Source organism: Allobosea sp. (assembly GCF_030694325.1).
GTDB lineage: Bacteria > Pseudomonadota > Alphaproteobacteria > Rhizobiales > Beijerinckiaceae > Allobosea.
The window spans coordinates 1-18,587 of the sequence record NZ_JAUXYO010000188.1 but is presented as its reverse complement, the minus strand read 5'-3'; the positions used below and the strand labels follow the sequence as shown (position 1 = coordinate 18,587).

At 62.7% G+C, this 18,587-nt stretch carries 20 protein-coding genes; 9 read left to right on the top strand and 11 right to left on the bottom strand.

Features of this window, described 5'->3' with window-relative positions:
• Window positions 1-66: 66 nt before the first annotated feature.
• Window positions 67-858, bottom strand: coding sequence for a metallophosphoesterase (locus Q8M82_RS12040; protein ID WP_305691592.1), 792 nt, complete (start codon window positions 856-858; stop codon window positions 67-69).
• A gap of 50 nt (window positions 859-908) precedes the next feature.
• Window positions 909-2,336 (bottom strand): HAD family hydrolase, encoded by a 1,428-nt coding sequence (locus Q8M82_RS12035; protein ID WP_305691591.1) that lies wholly within the window; start codon window positions 2,334-2,336, stop codon window positions 909-911.
• 13 nt (window positions 2,337-2,349) lie between these two features.
• Here Q8M82_RS12035 and Q8M82_RS12030 point away from each other — a divergent pair, with 13 nt between their 5' ends.
• The 7 genes from Q8M82_RS12030 (at window position 2,350) to Q8M82_RS12000 (ending at window position 10,409) form a co-directional block, all read left to right on the top strand.
• Window positions 2,350-2,622: a hypothetical protein gene (locus Q8M82_RS12030; RefSeq protein WP_305691590.1), complete on the top strand. Its 273-nt coding sequence runs from the start codon at window positions 2,350-2,352 to the stop codon at window positions 2,620-2,622.
• A 14-nt stretch (window positions 2,623-2,636) separates the two neighbouring features.
• Complete coding sequence (locus Q8M82_RS23440) at window positions 2,637-3,062, top strand: helix-turn-helix transcriptional regulator (RefSeq protein ID WP_371126327.1); 426 nt, start codon at window positions 2,637-2,639, stop codon at window positions 3,060-3,062.
• 1,125 nt (window positions 3,063-4,187) lie between these two features.
• Entirely contained in the window at window positions 4,188-4,430 is a 243-nt protein-coding gene (locus tag Q8M82_RS12020; RefSeq protein WP_305691588.1) for a hypothetical protein, read from the top strand.
• A gap of 220 nt (window positions 4,431-4,650) precedes the next feature.
• A complete protein-coding gene (locus tag Q8M82_RS12015; RefSeq protein ID WP_305691587.1) occupies window positions 4,651-5,355 on the top strand; it encodes a PDDEXK family nuclease in 705 nt (234 codons plus the stop codon).
• Window positions 5,355-7,508: a hypothetical protein gene (locus tag Q8M82_RS12010; RefSeq protein ID WP_305691586.1), complete on the top strand. Its 2,154-nt coding sequence runs from the start codon at window positions 5,355-5,357 to the stop codon at window positions 7,506-7,508. Before Q8M82_RS12015 ends, Q8M82_RS12010 begins: the two co-directional genes overlap by 1 nt.
• A gap of 7 nt (window positions 7,509-7,515) precedes the next feature.
• Window positions 7,516-8,580, top strand: a complete 1,065-nt coding sequence (locus Q8M82_RS12005; protein WP_305691585.1) for an ATP-binding protein — start codon at window positions 7,516-7,518, stop codon at window positions 8,578-8,580.
• Window positions 8,577-10,409: a TniQ family protein gene (locus tag Q8M82_RS12000; RefSeq protein WP_305691584.1), complete on the top strand. Its 1,833-nt coding sequence runs from the start codon at window positions 8,577-8,579 to the stop codon at window positions 10,407-10,409. Before Q8M82_RS12005 ends, Q8M82_RS12000 begins: the two co-directional genes overlap by 4 nt.
• 314 nt (window positions 10,410-10,723) lie before the next feature.
• Here the strand turns inward: Q8M82_RS12000 and Q8M82_RS11995 are convergent, their stop codons facing one another.
• Window positions 10,724-10,906 carry a hypothetical protein gene (locus Q8M82_RS11995; RefSeq protein WP_305691583.1) on the bottom strand — a complete coding sequence of 61 codons (183 nt, stop codon included), beginning with the start codon at window positions 10,904-10,906 and terminating at the stop codon, window positions 10,724-10,726.
• Window positions 10,903-11,331: a rhodanese-like domain-containing protein gene (locus tag Q8M82_RS11990; RefSeq protein WP_305691582.1), complete on the bottom strand. Its 429-nt coding sequence runs from the start codon at window positions 11,329-11,331 to the stop codon at window positions 10,903-10,905. The genes Q8M82_RS11995 and Q8M82_RS11990 overlap by 4 nt, the downstream gene beginning before the upstream one ends.
• 109 nt (window positions 11,332-11,440) lie before the next feature.
• Between Q8M82_RS11990 and Q8M82_RS11985 the strand changes: the two genes are divergently transcribed.
• Together Q8M82_RS11985 and Q8M82_RS11980 are read left to right on the top strand one after the other, a co-directional pair.
• Window positions 11,441-12,151 (top strand): DUF599 domain-containing protein, encoded by a 711-nt coding sequence (locus Q8M82_RS11985; RefSeq protein ID WP_305691581.1) that lies wholly within the window; start codon window positions 11,441-11,443, stop codon window positions 12,149-12,151.
• 13 nt (window positions 12,152-12,164) lie between these two features.
• The gene (locus Q8M82_RS11980) at window positions 12,165-12,434 is read left to right on the top strand and encodes a DUF3253 domain-containing protein (protein ID WP_305691580.1); all 270 of its coding nucleotides are present in this window, start codon (window positions 12,165-12,167) and stop codon (window positions 12,432-12,434) included.
• Between the two features lie 4 nt (window positions 12,435-12,438).
• On the opposite strand, the gene Q8M82_RS11975 is transcribed toward Q8M82_RS11980, so the two are convergent.
• The 7 genes from Q8M82_RS11975 to Q8M82_RS11945 all read right to left on the bottom strand — a co-directional run.
• Window positions 12,439-13,227, bottom strand: coding sequence for a YdcF family protein (locus Q8M82_RS11975; protein WP_305691579.1), 789 nt, complete (start codon window positions 13,225-13,227; stop codon window positions 12,439-12,441).
• 68 nt (window positions 13,228-13,295) lie between these two features.
• Window positions 13,296-13,811, bottom strand: a complete 516-nt coding sequence (locus Q8M82_RS11970) for a lysozyme inhibitor LprI family protein (protein WP_305691578.1) — start codon at window positions 13,809-13,811, stop codon at window positions 13,296-13,298.
• A 44-nt stretch (window positions 13,812-13,855) separates the two neighbouring features.
• Window positions 13,856-14,476, bottom strand: coding sequence for a glutathione S-transferase family protein (locus Q8M82_RS11965; RefSeq protein ID WP_305691577.1), 621 nt, complete (start codon window positions 14,474-14,476; stop codon window positions 13,856-13,858).
• A gap of 144 nt (window positions 14,477-14,620) precedes the next feature.
• A complete protein-coding gene (locus tag Q8M82_RS11960) occupies window positions 14,621-16,621 on the bottom strand; it encodes an acetyl-CoA carboxylase biotin carboxylase subunit (protein WP_305691576.1) in 2,001 nt (666 codons plus the stop codon).
• Window positions 16,622-16,882: 261 nt separating this feature from the next.
• Complete coding sequence (locus tag Q8M82_RS11955; protein WP_305691575.1) at window positions 16,883-17,317, bottom strand: hypothetical protein; 435 nt, start codon at window positions 17,315-17,317, stop codon at window positions 16,883-16,885.
• A 293-nt stretch (window positions 17,318-17,610) separates the two neighbouring features.
• On the bottom strand, window positions 17,611-18,300 hold the full coding sequence (locus tag Q8M82_RS11950) for an HAD-IA family hydrolase (protein WP_305691574.1): 690 nt from the start codon (window positions 18,298-18,300) through the stop codon (window positions 17,611-17,613).
• A gap of 70 nt (window positions 18,301-18,370) precedes the next feature.
• Window positions 18,371-18,587 (bottom strand): hypothetical protein (locus tag Q8M82_RS11945; RefSeq protein ID WP_305691573.1); only part of this gene is annotated, 217 nt, incomplete at its 5' end.

The window sequence follows — 18,587 nt, the reverse complement described above, 5'->3', positions numbered from 1 at the left end:
GGACCGAGCTCGGTGTCCGGCAAAGGCATGTCACAAAAGAGCAGGTCGTATCCACTCATCAGTTGATCAAACCTCGACAACCAAGCTGGGATGGAACCATGGATTTTCCCGATAGCCATGCACATTCGGGTAGCCGGCCTGATTGGCGAGAACCCGCGTGCGACCGACGCGATAGTCATGTGACCCGTGGTCGTGACCGTGAATCCAAAGCTCCGGTTGGAAATCTTCGATCAGGGCGCTGAGGTCCGAAACAAAGGCTGGCGACAATGCGCTCCCTTGGTGCCTCGGCTGAACCGATCTCGGATGCGGCGCATGGTGCGTGACCACAATGGTCGGCCCATCATGCAGCTTCCCGAGCTCGCTGCGAATGAATGCAAGGTCCAGCCGGTGCTCGGCTGCGGCATGCCAAGGCATGAACCGGCTATAGTGACCGCCCTCCTCCCGATAGCGAATGAGGCGGTGGTCGTTCAGCTCCTGCCCGGCAAAGACCATCGACGGCTTGGGCGTCCCGAGCAGGCGATAGTCCGTCCAAAGCGTGCATCCGATGAATCGAACATCTCCGATGATTACGGTGCGGCGCTGTAGCAAATGGATACCGACTGCTGCGGCCTGCTCTGCCCCAGCGGCGAGATTGCCTTTCATCTCACTCTTGTAAAACTCGTGATTGCCAGCGACGTAGACGATCTGGCGTCCGAGGAGCGGCCCGTCCTCACGCTGATCCGCCATCCAATCGAGCGCGGCAACGATGGGGCGATGCATATCGCCGGCGAAGACTGCGACATCGAATTCCGGCATTGGCTTCGGGAACACGAACGGGCCGAATTCGAGATGCACGTCGGAAACCACCAGAAGGCGCATTGTGCCCCCTCCTCCTTCAACAATGTGTTGGTTGAGCGACGCGATGGATGTCAGGGGCGCAGTGCGCCGGACCTGATTGCCCGCGAGACGATCCAAGAACGCTTCGGGTGGCCGGGTTGAAGCCCAGTTTGGACGGCCTTTCCAAGGTCGCCCCAGCTGATCTCGTCGCCGTCCGCGATACGCATCAGGAAGGCTTCGTCCGTCTCATCGAAAAATGTCCCGAGAAGATGCTTCAGGGCGGAATTCTCGCCTTTCGCGACCTCGAATGTGCCGCGTAGGACATGCAAGAGCTGCTTGCGCTCGTACCCAAGACCCGTGCTGGCGTTGACCTGAGCCAGTGCCGCATCAAGCGCTTGCTCCGGGGATTGCGGAAGCTGAGCGCGTTCCCGCTGCTCCAAGCCGCCGATGCGCTCAAAGAACTTGGCAACGGCAAGTGGCGCGGCCGGGGCGGACCGTTGCGCGAGGGCGGCCTCGAACTGGTCGATGTGCATCGCGAGCAAGCCCGCAGCCTGCGGGCCGAGCACGTCCGCCTCGAGGCTGTCACCAACAAACAGAACTTGGTCCGGCTCCAAATTGAGCTGGCTGCAAACCAGCCGGTAAATCTCGACCTGCGGCTTCATCAGGCCGACCTCGAAAGACAGGACGAGAGCGTCCGGTGCGCGCGGCAAGCAGCCGACCAGTGCGTCCTCGTACGGCGCAGCAAGGTTAGAGCAGACCCCTACCCTCAATCCCAGCTCACACAGCTTCTCCCAGAGGACATCAATCCCCGGCCTGAGCCGAGTTGAAGCGCATTCCGCGTCGAGATCGGCCTTGAGCTGGGTCAGTCGGGTCTCGTCAGCGGCGATCGCGAGGTGGCGAGCCAGATCTCTCAGGCTGACTGGAGTCGTCAGTGCCTTGGTCACTGCCGCCGATGAGGGAATATCACCCAGCAGCGCTTTGAACGGCCGCCGCTTGTCACCGATCTCCACGAGCGTTCCGAACCCGTCAAAGCACACCGCCCGGATCTGCGGGGTAGCGTTATCCCAGATCAGGTCCTCGTCCGTGTAAGGCGTGAAATCCCGATCAATTTCGTTTGGGGCTGCCACACCGAGCCTTACGCCATAGACGTAGGAGCGGACGGCGATCTGCTCCTCAAGCGTCCCGCGAAGGAGATCGAGCGGCGCCCGTCCAGCGAATGGCACCACTTTATGGGGGCGTGTTAGCCATTCTCGTTCTCGATCCGCGGATGCAAGAGATTGCCGGAGCTCCGCGAAAACGCCCAGGACCGCCGAGAGCCGCATCAGCACGGCAGTTCCGAGCATGAGCGGCCCGTTCGAGCGCGCGGTGCTCGACCAATTCTCAAATTGTCGCGCATCGCATTGCAGGAGCGCGAGCCGCTCGCTCACGGGCAATTGCCAGCGGTCAGCGATGTTCAGGAACGTTCGGAACACCGGAGCGCTCACGCGCGCGCGCTCGTCGAAGCTTCGCTCTTCGATCATTGAAACCCTCAATTTGGATGACCTGGTCGCAGAGAGGCAAACTAGCGAAACACTGGGTTGGCGAATTGGGCAGCCGCCCGCTATCGGCGAACTCCGTAACGAGGCGTGGCTGCGCCACCGCTATTGTGCAGGGGAAATCAATCCGCTGGCCTCGACCGGCGGCGGAGCATTTGGCATGCTGCGCAAACGACGTAAGTCACCATCACGGATGCCCTATCTCGCATTGCCGCTCGCTGAGATCAGCGGGGCGAAGCTTGATGCCAGCGATCCTGCCCGATTCAATTGAAGAGCGCCGCACGGATGAATTCTCCGTCGAAGACAGAACCTCGGAAGAAGTCGGCGCCGAGCCCTCGCAGGCCGTTCAGCGACGCGGGTTATTATACAACTTCCGTAAAATTATTCCATACAAATGATTGTGGACCCGCCCTCCTAACGGGAATCGCGTTTGTTCCCATGCCTGCCGGCACGCCAATTCGGGGCTTTGTCTGCAAGGCAGCAAGGGCGCTGCTGGGCCAAACGCAAGACGCTCTCGCATCGGCTGCCGACGTATCTCGCAAGACTCTTTTTGATTTCGAGCTCGGCGAGATAGAGCCAAAAATAGCTCTTATCAGTCGGATTCGAGAGGCTCTGGAGGACGCAGGAGCAAATTTTGTGACCGGCGATAACGTCGTCGGCGTAGTCGTTTACACCCGGCCGACCGGCGGAATGCGTAGCCAGCAAGCGTGACGAGTGGGAGCCTTAACCATATTTACGAACAACTGGTGCATTTAATTTTACATTTTGTATAATTTTATCGATCCGCCGCCGTGCCTCGATCTCACCACCAAAGCCCGCACACCACTCTGCGGTGATCGTAGGGCTGCCCCTAGACCGCGAGGACTCGAATGATCCACGTTGTTCGGCCTGCTCGACGTCAAATCGGAACTAAACGGTCGGAGCGTAACACTCCGGAAAGCACGCAGGTTTTTTGGCACCATCCTCCCTCGGATAGGCGCTCGCTCAACGACTCCATGCTCATCGATGAACAGTTCGACGACTTCGGCTGCGAAGCCGCCGTCCTGCTGAAAATCGCCAATCAGCTTTAACGAGCTCAAGGAGAGGCTCGCCCGGAACCCTTCTGTGACATCCAGGCACCGCCGAATTTGGCCGACAGATTTTGTCCGGTAGCGAGGCGTCATTCCCGCATGCACAGCCTGGCAGCGACCTTCTCGTAAAAGAGCCGGCGAGAGCATCGGTAACAGCGCTCTGGCTGCAAGGAGCCGCGGTAGAGCAGACGGTCTCAGCCACGGCTCAGACCCGAAACCCATCCACTTGCGCAAACCCGGTATGCGAAAACGTGGGCCAAAAGAGATACATTCGCGACAAGACAGAAACTAAATATTAAATTGGGGAAGCCTACGCGCCCGCGCCCGCTGGAGTATTGGAAATACTCAGAGCCCATCAAAAGCAACGCGACGGTCAAGGCTCATGAGCAGCCGCCACCCTAAGCTTAACAAGAACCTAAGAAAAATCTCTCTTTACATTCCCCCCTACCGATCGATTAGAACGAACCAACTCGAGCTGCCGAGGCGTCGGCTCGAGAAGGTGAAGCACTTTACCCTTTCTCAGCGCCCCTGTTCCCCGCGTCACAGCGGGAGGTCTGCGCCCCCGTTCTTTGTCGGGGCCTGTGCTCACAGCCAAAATCAAACTCTCGGCCCGCTTTAGCAGGACGATCTACGCAGCAAGTAATTCCTGCGTCGAGCGGCCTATGAAACGGGAAAGGATAGCTCATGCATAGAATTCGATACCCTCCAACAGGATCCAGAAACCCCTGCCAAGGTGCCGATGTTCACATGTTGTTTGGAGGACGGAATGGAAAAACTTGCTTCGCTTGTCGTCCGATTCAGCCAGATCCAAGCTGAATTTGGCGAGGAAGTCGTGTTGCGTGCCATTCACGCTGCATCGGTGGCTGCCGCTCAAATCGTGCTGGCAGAAGCTGAGGCCGAAGCGCGGGCTCGTTTTCCTGTCTTTACTGCCGAGGTGATCGCCTTTCCGCTGCTCGAGCGGACTGACCGACCAAAACAAAACGAGGAGCTGCCATGTAGCGACGATTGACCGGACGAACCAAAATAAAAGGGACACCCTGACTGCAATCAGGATGTCCCCTTGAATTCCAACCGCCCCTAACGGCCTCAGGACCTCGGAGCGGATCAAAAACCAAACCCGGCGACTGCCGAACTCAGTCTCTCGTGTATACCTGCGCGCGTTTAAAAACGCAAGCATATTTCACGAGAAATTGGGATCGCGGTAGTGCGCCTACCGAAGAGAATCCCAAGTGCTTACTATTGAAAACCTTCCCAATTCCCCCTTCCCCATTATTTATCTTCCTAAGGAGTCTCGCTCCTCCAGAAATGTTCATGGCAAGAGCCGCGGCGCTTGCCGGCCTAGCGTGATCGTCAACGGCTACGAGGTCATGTGCGAATCCGGCCTCGAGCGAAAAGTAGCAACTGTTCTGGCAACCGATCCCGACGTTTTAGATCTGCAGGAGCAGCCCCCGGCAGTCACCTGGTTTGACGCAGAAGGTAACGCGCATCGCCATACCTTCGACTTCCTCGCGACACTGCGTTCAGGGGTGAGGATCGCGATCCCCGTGAAGTTGCTGTCGGAGGTCAAGCGGCTAAATTTTCAAGCGACAATTGACCTCATGGCACCGCAGTTGCCGCGTTCCTTCGCCGACGCAATCAAGCTCATCACCGAGGAATTCCTGCCGTTGGATATTGTCCATAATGCAGATTTGCTCAAGCAATCACTGCGAACCTCCAACCCCGACCACGACGAGCTTATCAAGAAGCTCGTCGGTGAACGCCGAGGCGCGACGATTGGTCAGATCGTGGAGATCAGCCGGCTGGAGGGCTTTGCCTTTCAGGCGATCAGCCGCCTGATCGCTCGGGGCAGCGTACGCGTCATCAACAATGCTCGCATCAGCTATCTCGCAAGGGTCGAGTTGATCCGCTCCTCAGTCAATGAGGAGAACGCGTGATGACAATCGAGTTTACGCAATTCCGTCTTTCGTACCACGATCGCATCGTCATCAATAAGATTGCGTACAAGCGCCGAAGGCGCTTGGCGAACGGCTATGCTCTCGAACGTGTTGATGACCCGGACACGGTTGAAACGTTCTCCGATTATGACCTCCATGTGGCTTCCCGCGGGCCCGACTATAGGTTCGACCTCAACGCTTTTGCTGAAAGCAAGGCGCATGCAGACGCCAGCTCGACCGAGGGTCTCCTGAGTTGGCTTCCCGATGCGCAGCAGGAGACCGCTCTATGGCGCGCGGACGTTTGCCGCGAGGTCATGAAACGAAAAGCAGCGCGGACACTCTCGCTGACCGATGTTTCCTTGAAGCAGAACCTGCCAGGCATCGTTGACGAACTCTACAAGGACGAAAAGCGTCGCTCGGCCAAGCGCAACGCCGAGGGCGAGGCTATCAAGCCCAAGGCGGGCGACCACATCCCTGGGCGACGCCAAGAACCCTCACCACGCACGCTTCGAAAGTGGCTGAGATGGTTTCGCGAGGCAGGTGACCAGGCGATAGCGCTTCGCCACCGCTACTACCGGTCCGGAAATCGGGAGACCCAGCGCCTTGCTCGCGAGGAGCGGCAGATGCTGCATGACTTCTCGCTCAAGTACATGTCAGAAACCCGGCCGACCAAGCGAGACATTCATCGTTTGATGAAGGCTCATATCCTCGAGGAGGTAAATCCCCAGCGAGTGGCAGCGGGCCAAAAGCCCCTGCGGGTACCGTCCTACGAACGCTTGGCGGCGGAGATCAACTCGTTCCCCGAGTTCGATACCCATGCGTGCCGGTACGGCCTGGACGCGGCGAAAAAACACTTTGCCATGGTTCAGAATGGCGTCGACGTCGAGCGGCCACTACAGCGCGTCGAGATCGACGAATGGCGGATCAACCTGCAAGCGCTTTGCGCTGACCTGGGCATTCTGGACAAGCTCTCGGATAAACTGAAATCCGAGATCGCAACGGCCCGGCCCTGGCTATGTGCAGCATTAGATGCAGCGACCCGTGTCTGCGTCGGCTTTAAGATTGCGCTGACCCCCTCGGCGGATCTGGCACTCGATGTGCTGGAAATGATTGTGACGCCAAAGGCGCCGTACGCGATTGCCGCTGGGGCGCGGTCCCGAGACGAGTTCTGCGGTAGCCCAGAAAGGATTGTTCACGATCAGGGGGCGGCGTTCCTATCACTGAAGTTCCGGAGGGCGATCATCGATCTTGGAGCTGACGCTGATGCTCCACCCGCAGGGATTCCATCGCTCCGAGGCCGCATTGAGCGCTTCTTCAAAACCGCGTCAATGCAGGCCCTGGCTCCGTTTACCGGCCGAACGTTCGAATCCGCCGCTGACAAAGGAGACTATAAACCAGAGGCTCGGGCGAGCCTGACGCTACAGGAACTGTGCGACGTTATAACCTGCTGGGTGCTCGATAGGTACCATCACTCACAGCACTCGGGTTTGCAGGGCGAAACTCCCGCAAACTGCTGGAAGCGCCTCGTCAAGCAGTTCCAGGTCATCCCTCACCCGGACAGTCTAAAACGTCGTGCTGTCTTTGGCCTGAAACACACTCATCGGCTCACATCAAAGGGCGTGCGTGCCTTCGGTCTCTACTTCAACTGCGAGGACCTACAGGCATACCGCCGCCGTCTGGGTGACGTGATGGTTGAGATGCGCCTTCATCATCTGGACCTTGGCTACGTCTCGGTTCGCAGGGCGGATGGTGGCTGGCTGTCGGTTCCTAACACGCGGCCTGGCTTCGACAACGTACCGCTGGAAATCTGGCAGGCGGCGGCTGCCGATTTGCGTCGGCGGTTCAAGGCTGAAGCGATGGTAGCGGACAACATCGTCGCGAAGGCCATCCTGGCCGCCTGGGATCTCAGCAAGGCCGCGGGGGCTCGAGTCAGCATTTTCTCCACGCGCCCCAATCAGGAGCAACTGGATTATGCCGAAAAGGAACTCGGCTTCGGCTTCGGCCGACCGGCTCAACTCACGAAAGACGCAACCTCTTCCTCCGGAAGCTTACTGGAAGGCTCAGTCCCGACCGGATCTCGCGAAGTAGCGTCCACCAACCTTCCGTCCGTCGCGCCTAAGTCCAAAACACGTTCTTTCAAGATTACGGATTGATATTGCCATGACCCATTCAAACGCTGATTTCCTCGCCCAATTTCGTGACGCCCTGACGGAGCGCGAGAGGGCCGTCCTCGCCAAGCGGGAGCTGTATCGGAACAAACACATTGAAACAGAGTGGGAATCTGAGCTTCGCCGGAAGTTCGATACGCTGATGAGAGCGACACTGACTCGACAAATGTCTTGTGGCGAGCCTCTCGCGAACGCCAGGCATGAAGCTCGTTGCTTGTTTGTGACTGGCGAGGCGGGCGCCGGCAAGACAACCTGCCTCAATCGTCTCCTAAATACTCACCCTGTTTTCCAGTCAAGGGGAGAGCAACGCTCTCCCCTGCTCAGAGTGAGCGTTCAGGCGCCTTGTACGCTGAAATCACTGGGGCGTGCGGTTCTCAAAGGCTTGGGCTTCCCCCTGGCTCGTGAAAAGCCCGACCACCTAATTTGGGCCCAGATACTCGACATACTGCCGACCTCAGGGGTGCTGGTGATCCATTTCGATGAAATGCATAATCTGACGGATAACGCGAATATCGCGCAGATGGACAACATCAGAAAAACTTTCAAAACGCTGATGGTGTCGCCTTGGCCCGTAGGGCTCATTGTTTCGGGCCTGCCAAGTTTGGTTCCTGAGATGAGGCGCATCGACGAAATTCGCCGGCGCGGGCAGTTTGTGTCCGTTCCGTTGCTTTCCCTCCCCGATGACAATTCGATGGTATCGGACATCATCGGCGGTTTGGCGGAAGTTGCGGGTATTACCGTCGAGGCCGGCGTGGCTAACCACATCGCCCCCCGCCTAATCCACGGCGCTCTCTACCGTTTCGGAATGGCGATTGAGTTCGTTCATGAGGCCATCGAACTGGCGCTGCTGGATGAGAAGCCACTGTCCACGGAGCATTTCGCGACGGCCTACGCGGACCGAACCGGGTGTGGTGCCCGTATGAACCCCTTCGTGTCTCCGGGCTGGGCCGAGCTCGACTGCACGCTGGTGCTGGCTGACGACCCGCCTCTCGATACCGATGCTCCCGTGGCGCTTCAACGCCGAGGGCGTAAGAGCCGCAAGGGAGAGCGCACATGAGCGCTCTCTACCCGTCCCTCACGATGCAGGCTGGTGAATCTCTGCCAAGCCTCGTGTCAAGACTTTCGCTGCTTCACCGGTCGCAAAGCACTCACGTGTTTAGCCTCGATATGGGCTTTCGCTACCAGCAGATAATCGACGGGAATAGCACCGCCCTTTCCTGTCTCGCCTCTCTATCAGGGGTGCCCTTGTCGCAGATCACCCATAACGCCATCGTTAGGCAGGGAGACCACTACAGCTATCGCGGCGAGAAGTTCATAAAGTCGTCCCTACGCCGGCGCAGATCGCTGTTTTGCCCGTGCTGCCTACAAGAAGATTTGGGCACCTCCAGATTGCCCTGGCACGCGAGTGGCCGAAACGCTTGGCTGTTTCACCATACGCGGGTGTGCTTGCGCCACCACGTCCGCCTCATGGAGATATCGCTGCCAGGGAAAATCCCCGAGCAGGACTTCCCTCGCCGGTTCATGCGAGAGATGTCTGACGATCCGGAGCTGCTGCAGCGAGTGGAGGCATGCTCACCAACCGAACTCGAGATTTATCTCGATCGTCGGCTCGAGGGTGAGAGGGGCCCGGCCTGGCTGGATTCTCTTCCGTTCTACGCCGCGTGGAAGGCCTGTGAGATTATTGGCATGGTTGCTACTCGTGGACGCCGAGCAGGCCTCCGAGGCCACTCTGATCAAGATTCGCGAGAAGCGGGTGCAGTTGGCTTTGCGATAGCAAAGGAGGGACACCGCGGGGTTCAACAGTTTCTGCACGGTCTTTGGACCGGTACCGCCACCGCGAAGAGAGGCTACCACAAAGCCCACTCCGCTTTTGGGACACTCTATCTGTGGCTCTATGCCTTTCGAGATAACCCGGACCTCGACGGAGTACGTGAACCGCTGCTCAACTTCATGGCTGAAACAGCTCCGGTTGGCCCAGACGACCTGCTTTTCGACAAGCCATACGTTTCAGAGCGCCGAACCCACTCCCTCCTCACAGCCCACAGGAGCAGCGGCATTCACCCCTGCCGCCTCCGCCGCGTATTACGCGCCGCGGGCGTCATAGGCGCGGAGACTGATGCCCTTAGCGATAACGCAGTCACCTTCTCGGTTGCAACAGCCGCACCGGTAATCGATCTGCTGCAGAATACCGTGAACCGCGCTGATGCAGGCGCGCTTCTCGGCGTTGATCGGTTTTATGCGCGGCACCTAGCCGAGAGCGGGATCATTAGCCCAGTGCCCCAACATATGGAGTGGGACCTCCGGGAGGAGTGCTATTGCGTGAAGACGATAGAGGCTATGCGCGAAAAACTTTTGGCCAGGGCGGCCCTTGTGAAGGAGACCACGGAAATTCAGCTATCGATCGCCGCGGCGGCCATGAAGGCAAATTGCTCCAGATCGGATATTGTAAAACTCGTGCTGGATGACCAGTTGCGCTGGGTTGGCCGAAAGGCAAACCACTTGGGGATTGGTTCGCTGGTGGTTGATCTGACTGAAGTGGTGGCGCATGTTCGATCTGATGCTGATAGAGACCTTACGTTCTGGGAATGCGTTGAAGCTCTCGGGGCGGGCCCTCGGGTGGTTCATTCCCTCACGCGAAATGGAATCCTTCCCGCCACACACGCTGCCAATCCACGGCGGACCCAGCCTTGCATGACCATTCCGATGGGCGCCCTGCGGTCGTTTAAGGATCAGTATATTTCGCTGCATGACGTCTCAAGAGCCCACGGGAGGCCAATGCACCTGGTGAGGCAAGACCTCTTGCGGCACGGCATCAACCCGGCGCTGTCATCAGAAATCGCAGGTGCGACTTATTATCTGAGATCGAGTTTCAGCGACCGACCATAGCCGACAAGATCGGCCTCATTTCGAACCCGGCCACTGCGGTGTGCCGGGTTTTTCTATGTCCAAACACCTCTCGAGCGCATTTTTTGCGGAAGCACTATGCCTCAATCTGCGGAAGTTTAGGGCCGGAGCTCATAAATGCGAAGCTAACGATTTCAATGGCATACGCACACGAGTGCGGTAACACTATGCCTCGCTCCTCACTGAGCAAGCCGACTCTGGATGTGAAGACGCTTGTTCCAGATGCGAGCGAACTGCCGCCGGGCCCGGTCGCTGGTGTCAGGCCGCGTGCGCTGGCGCCGAAATAGGGCCTCGCCCTACTTCCACAACAGCGCGACGAGCCGCACCGCAATCACCAACAGGAAGCCGGCAATGATCGTTCCGACGATGCGGTGACGCTTCGCCCGGTCGGGAAACTGGCGATTGAACAGCCGGCCCAGCGGCTTGCGGAAGAGGAAGGCGACGACCAGCAGGACGACGACGACATTGACCGGGCTCACGTGGTCGCCTTCGCAGCCGGATCGCGGGGCTCGGCGGCATCGAAGGGCGCGCCGGCCTTCTTCCAGGCACCGAAGCCGCCCGCGACATGCGCCACGGGCTTCAGCCCCATCTCCTGCGCGACCTTCGCCGCCAGGGCCGAGCGCCAGCCGCCGGCGCAGAAGAAGACGAAGCGCTTGTCCTGCTGGAAGACCGGCTTGGCATAAGGGCTGTCGGGATCGATCCAGAATTCGAGCATGCCGCGCGGGCAGTGGAAGGCGCCGGGCATCCGCCCTTCCCGCTCAAGTTCGCGCGGATCGCGCAGATCGATGAAGACGACGTCGTCGCGCCCCAGCAGCGCCTGCGCCTGCTCGACGCTCAGCGTCTCGATGACGGCCTCGGCCTCCGCCAGCAGCGCCTTGTAGCCTTTGGTGATGGTCTGCGGCACGGCCGGCCTCCCTCTCGAACGGGCGGCACCGTGGCCATTGCCGCGCTCTGCGTCAATCGCGCCTTGCCGCGCCCGCGCCTGCGCCGCACTGTGCGCGCCGGAGATAAGAATGATCGGATTCGGAACCCTCGACATCATCGGCGCCGCCTTCTTCGCGGCGGCCTGGATCGGCTACCATTTCGCGGTCGAGATGGGCCCGCATGCCGGCAAGAGCCTGAACATGCGGATGAACCTGCGCCGCGCCCGCTGGATCCGCGAATCGATGGGGCGCGACAACCGCATCGTCGATACGCAGATCATGAACGGCCTGCAGAACGGCACGGCCTTCTTCGCCTCGACATCGCTGATCGCGATCGGCGGCACGCTGACCCTGCTGCAATCGACCGATCGCGTCGTCGCGCTGTTCTCGGACCTGCCCTTCGGCACGGTGCCGACACGCGCCGTCTGGGAGCTCAAGGTCATCGGGCTCGCCCTGATCTTCGGCTACGCCTTCTTCAAATTCGCCTGGAGCTACCGGCTGTTCAACTACTGCGTCATCCTGCTGGGCTCTCTGCCGCCGGCCAAGAACCATCATCCGGCGGATGCGGAACGCGCCGTCCATGAGGCGATCGAGATGAATGTCGCCGGCGGGCGCCATTTCAACCGCGGCCAGCGCGCCTTTTTCTTCGCACTCGCCTATATGGGCTGGTTCCTCGGTCCCACCACCTTCATCCTCTTCACCGGCGCCGTGCTGATCGCGATGTACCGGCGCCAATTCGCCTCCGATGCCGCCCGCGTCTTCCGCTATCCCGACACGACGCAGACGCGGCCCGAACCATGACGAAGCCCGAGCCATGACGAAACCCGATGAGAGCGAATTGGAAGCCACGCTCCTGGCGCTGACCGCTCAGCGCGGCGAGGGCCGCACGATCTGCCCCTCGGAGGCCGCGCGCGCGCTCGGCGGCGACCATCCGGACGGCTGGGGCCCCCTGATGCAGCCGATCCGCCGCGTCGCCGTCAGGCTGATGAAGGAGGGCAGGATCGTCATCACCCGCAAGGGCCGTCCGGTCGATCCCGACGATTTCCGCGGCGTCTACCGGCTGAGGCTGCCGGAGGGCCAGTGACCTCTCACGGACCCGGAAACAGCGCGTCGGTGTAGCCGGCCAGGCGATAGGCGACGAGCCCGACCCACTCCTTGAAACCGTCATCGGCGATCATCAGCCCGCGCGGCGCACGCCCCGAAACGCGCACGAATTCGGAGGCCTTCTCCTCGGTCAGGTAGTCGACCGGGAAGGCCTCGACCGCGAAGCCCGCCTTCCGGAACACGCCCATCGAACGCGGCATGTGCCAGGCCGAGGTCACCAGCAGCCAGCGCTCGCCGGGCTTGGGATCGACCATCTGCTTGGTGAAGAGCGCGTTCTCGCGGGTGTTGCGGGACTTGTCCTCGAGCAGGATCCGCTCGCGCGGCAGGCCGAGACCCTCGAACAGCACGCTCGCCCCATCCGATTCGGTCTTGGTCACCGGCGAGATCAGGTTGGCGGCGCCTCCGGTGAAGACGATCTTCGCCTGCGGGTGCAGGCGGGCGAGTTCGACCGCCTTGGTCATCCGCGCCGCGGCGCTGGTCAGCACCACGTCGCCGCGGGCGACGCCGATCGCCCCGCCCAAAATGATGATCCCGGTGACGGGGCCCTTCTCGGCGGGCTGCTGCGGGAAGCGGTTCTCCAGCGGCCACATCACCAGCCGCGGCAGCGGGCTGAAGGCCATCAACGCCAGAAACGACAGCGAGGCCACGCCGAGCCAGCGCGCCGCCCTGGCGAAGCGCGTGAAGGCGAGCAAGGCCGCCAGCAGCGCCAGCAGGATGGCGAGGTTCACCGGTGACAGGACGAACCAGACCACCTTGGAGAGTACGAAGAACATGGGCGGCTTTCGGGCTGCGGCGTTGACGCGCTTCTAGCCGGCGAATGCTGACGGCACGCTAACGCGGTTCAGCGGATGATCTGCGGCGGCTGGGAGGGGCGGCGCGCCGGCGCCTGCGGGCGGGAGGCACGCTCCAACTCCAGCGCCCGCGCCGCGACCTCGCGCAATTCGCAGCCGGCCTGCCGTCCGGGCTGGAGGCCTTCGCGCTGACCCGCGGCATAGAAGGCGCATTTCTGCGCGACATAGCCTTCCCAGGACATCTGCAGCGCGACGAGGCGGCTGCGCTGGCCGGCATCGAGCGGGCGGCCGCTCTGCTGCACCGCCTGGACGAGACGCTCGCGCCAGACCGCCTCCTCGCGCCGCGCGCAGCCGGCTTCCGCCGCCTGGCGGTTGGCCCCCGCCGCGACCACGCAGGCCACCGCGATCGAGCCGATGCAGGCAGACGCCGCCCCGCTGCTGGTTTGGAGGCAGGAGGCCAGCTGGGCCCGGTCCGCCGCCAGCGTGGGGCTGGTCTGGGCGGCGGCGGGCGCTGCTGCCCAGAGGGTGAGGCCGAGGGCGAGACAGGTCGAGCGCATGGCGGCCATTGTGCCCGCCAATCCGCCGCGATCAAGCCGGCCGCCGGTCACCTTCATGCGACCGGCAGCGGCAGAGCCGGTCCGGCGGCTGGTCGCGCGGCGATCGCCGCATACCAGCGTTCGACATGCGGCCTCGCCTGGCGCTCCACCGGCATGTTCAGCCAGCGATGCGCCCCGCAGCCGACGACGATGTCGGCCATGCCGAAGCGCTCGCCAGCGAGGAAGCTGCGGTAAGCGAGATGCTGGTCGAGGATTGCCATCAGCGCCTCGGCCTTGGCGACGCCGGCCGCGACGGTTTCGGGAGCGGTGTATTCGGGCACCTTGCGCACCAGCCCCCACAGCACCGGCATCAGCGCAGGCTGCAGGGAGGCCTGCATCCAGTCGAGCCAGCGATCGGCATCGGCACGGCGCGCCGGGTCCTCCTCCCAGATCCAGCCCGCGCCATAGCGGGCGGCGAGATAGCGCACGATGCTGTTGGACTCCCAGATGCAGACATCACCGTCTTCCAGCACCGGGATCTGGGCATTGGGGTTCTTCGCCAGGAACATCGGCTCGCGCAGCCCGCCGAACGGCCCGCCGCAATCGATGCGCTCGAAGCTCTGCCCGACCTCGCCGGCCGCCCAGACGACCTTCTGGACATTGATGGAGCTGATCCGCCCCCAGATCGTCAGCATGTGAACCTCCGCCATCGCGTCATGCTCGCCCTTGTGGCGAGCATCAACGTCTTGAACATCGCCTTCGACCGAGGAAGGCGTGGATGGTCGGGCCAAGCCCTACCATGACGAAGCCGCGCAGGTTCGGATCTAGCCCGCATCCGCTCAGGCGAATTCCATGATCACCGCATCGACCGCCAGCGACTCGCCCTCCTTTGCCAGGATCTTGGCGATGGTGGCGTCCTTTTCGGCGCGTAGCACGTTTTCCATCTTCATGGCCTCGACCATGCACAAAGCCTCGCCGGCCTTGACCTCCTGGCCGACGGCAACCGAGATCGCCTTGACCACGCCGGGCATCGGGCAGAGCAGCACCTTGCCGGTGTCGGCCGCGACCTTCTCCGGCATCAGCGCGGCGAGTTCCGCCTCGCGCGGCGTCCGCACCACCGCGTCGGCATAGGCGCCGGCATGGCCGAGCGCGAAGCCGTTCGGGATCGGCCGGATCTGCGCGGCGATGGCGACGCCGTCGAGCGTTCCCTGCCAGACCGGCTCGCCCGGCCGCCACTCGCTCGAAACCGTCACCTGACGGGCGCCGAAATCGATGATGACCGCCCCGCCCTGCTCGCCGACCTGCCCCTCGAAGCGCTCGGCCCCGATCAGCACCACGCGCGTCCGGTCGAAGGCGACGCGGCGCCAGCCCTCCATCTGCGCGCTGACCGCGCGCTTGCGCTGGTTGAGCTTGTGGTCGCAGGCGATCGCGATCGCCGCCAGGCGAAGCGCGATCTCGCCCTCGGGCACCGGCAGGGAAAAGCCCTCGGGAAACTCCTCGGCGATGAATCCGGTCGAGAGATTGCCGGCGATCCAGCGCGGATGATGCATCAGCGCCGAAACGAAGGGGATGTTGTGGCGGATGCCGTCGATCGCGAAGGCATCGAGCGCGCGCCCCTGCGCCTCGATCGCCGCCTCGCGCGTCGGCGCATGGGTGACGAGCTTGGCGATCATCGGGTCGTAATAGATCGAGATCTCGCCGCCCTCGTAGACGCCAGTGTCGTTGCGCACGACCGCGTCGCCATCGGGCCCCTCGACCGGCGGGCGATAGGTCACCAGCCGCCCCGTCGAGGGCAGGAAGTTGCGCGTCGGATCCTCGGCATAGACGCGGCTCTCCACCGCCCAGCCGTTCAGCTTCACCTCGGCCTGGGTCAGCCGCAGCTTTTCGCCATAGGCGACGCGGATCATCTCCTCGACGAGATCGATGCCGGTGATCATCTCGGTGACCGGATGCTCGACCTGGAGGCGGGTGTTCATCTCGAGGAAGTAGAACGATTTGTCCTGGCCGGCGACGAACTCGACCGTGCCGGCGGAATCGTAGTTCACCGCCTTGGCCAGCGCGACAGCCTGCTCGCCCATCTTGCGGCGCGTCGCCTCGTCGAGCAGCGGCGACGGCGCCTCCTCGACGACCTTCTGGTTGCGCCGCTGGATCGAGCATTCGCGCTCGCCGAGATAGATGACGTTGCCGTGCTTGTCGCCCAGCACCTGGATTTCGATATGGCGGGGATCGACGATGAATTTCTCGACGAAGACGCGGTCGTCGCCGAAGGAGGACGCGGCCTCCGACTTGGCGCGGGCGAAGCCCTCCGCCACCTCTCCCGCCGAGTGGGCGATGCGCATGCCCTTGCCGCCGCCGCCGGCCGAGGCCTTGATCATCACGGGATAACCGATCTCGTCGGCGATGGTGACCGCATGCTCGGGGCTCTCGATGATGCCGAGGAAGCCCGGCACGGTCGAGACATTCGCTGTCGCCGCCGCCTTCTTGGATTCGATCTTGTCGCCCATCGCCGCGATGGCGCCGGGATTGGGGCCGATGAAGACAATGCCATTGTCCTTCAGCGCCTGGGCGAAGGCCTCGCGCTCGGAGAGGAAACCGTAGCCGGGATGCACGGCTTCCGCCCTGGTCTGCCGGCAGGCCGCGACGATCTTCTCGATCTGCAGGTAGGATTCGGCGGCGGGGGCCGCGCCGATATGCACCGCCTCGTCGGCCATCTCGACATGAAGCGCGTCGCGGTCCGCATCCGAATAGACCGCGACCGTCTTGATGCCCATGCGCCGCGCCGTCTTGATGACCCGGCAGGCGATCTCGCCGCGGTTCGCGATCAGGATTTTCGAGAACATGCGTGGCGCCTCCCCCGGCCGTCGACGAGTCCGGGGCATGCCGGGGTCCGATGCTCCGAACCGGTTTCCTGCGGCATGCCCTCGCGCCCAGTTAGAGCATGTCCGGCGAAACCGGCTACCGGTTTTTCGCACAGCCCCGAAGCACGAAACCCGGACCGGAGCGCCTTGCGGCACGCCGATCCGGGTCTCGGATGTAGGGGACACCGACCCCGCCGTCCACCGATGCGAAAGTCGGTGTCGGGCGGGTGTGAAGCGGCGGGATCAGCTCGCCAACAGGACGCGCTCGGGCCAGGCCGGCATCGCCTTGGCATGACCCTTGTCGAGGGCAAAGCCGATCAGGGCCTCGTCGCAGCGCTCGGCCTCACGCACGATCTCGAAGGCGATGCGGCGGGCGGTGGCGGTCGGCCCCTCGCCGGCCGAAAGCGTCGTCACCAGCCAATGCGCCTTGTCGCGGTCGATCACGCCGGTCGGGCGGTTCTGCCAGACCGCGAAGTCGACGGCGACGGCAACCAGAACATCGCCGAAGGCCTCGGAGCGCTGGGGCACCGCCCGATCCAGCGCCACGAGGACATCGATGACGTCGCGGGTCAGGACACAGTCTGCGAGGATGTCACGCTGAAGAACAGCGACATCCTCGTCAGTGATCGTCAGACGATCCATCACCTGGTCGACGAATTCGCGAAGCTCATGACCCATCATTGTTCGACCCCTGTCCGGCGTTGTTTTTTGCCGGTCCGTTCCTGTTGTAGGAACACCATGGATCGACACCCGCCAGCAGGTGGTTAACGCGCAAATCTGAACGCGTGTTCAGGTTAAACGGGCCTGAGTGGATGTGGTTGCGAGGATGTTACTAGGGGCAGCGCATCCGGCACTGACGGCAATGTCGAGCCGTCATTCTCGGGCGAGCGAAGCGCAGACCCGAGAATCTCGCCACGGAAGAGCGCTGGTTTCCGAGATACTCGGGACAAGCCCGAGCATGACGCTCCAGGTCACACCGCCTCGTCGGCAGTGACGGCCTCTGGCAGCCCCAGCACGCCCGGCAGATCGGTCGAGCGTGCGAGCACATGCCGTGCACCCAGCGCGACCAGCGTCGCCACCGGCTGGAAGCCCCAGGACACTGCAACCGGGATGACGCCGGCGGCCACCGCCATCTCGATGTCGAAGGAGGCGTCGCCGACCATCGCGGTCCGCGAAGGCTGCGCGCCCGTCTCCTGCATCGCCCGCATGATCATGCCCGGATGAGGCTTGGAAGGCGCGTCGTCGGCGGTCTGGATCGTAGCGAACAAGCCCTGCCAGCCATGCCGCTCGACGATATACTCGGCGCCGCGCCGGGATTTCCCGGTAGCGATGCCGAGCTGGACTCCGGGCATCCCCGCCAGCGCGGCCAGCGTCTCCGACACGCCCGGAAAGAGCGGCTCGTCGAGCGCGGCATCGGCTTGCGCCTGCAGCCGCATCGCCCCGAAGACCTCCCTATAGGTCGCCGCCAGCGCCGCATCGGGCGCGGACAGACCGGCGAGCCGCATCAATGCGATGTCGAGCGTCAGCCCGACCACGCCGAGCCCCGCCTCGCGTCCCGGATGGGCGAGCCCATGCCGCGCGAAGGTCTCGTGCTGCGCGGCGAGCAGGATCGCCTCGGAGTTGATCAGGGTGCCGTCGAGATCGAAGAGGATGAGGTCCATGGCGGCGCTTTAGCCCGGATCGCGCGCGCGATCCACAGGCACCGACGCCGCCCGGCCCTGCAGCGCTGGCTCAGGAGCGACCCTCGCGGGCGCAGCTATCCACCGCCTTGCGCAACTCGTCGCCGTCGAGCCCCTTGCCGCGCGCGTCCTTGCGGCATTCGGCGCGCTGGGCGAGGTCCGGGCGCTTCTCGTTGAAGCAGGCGACGAGCGCGGCGGTGCGCGTCGAGCCGGTCAGCCCGCGCGCATCGACATCCGCCTTGCAGGCGGCCCGCGCCGCCACCGCCGTC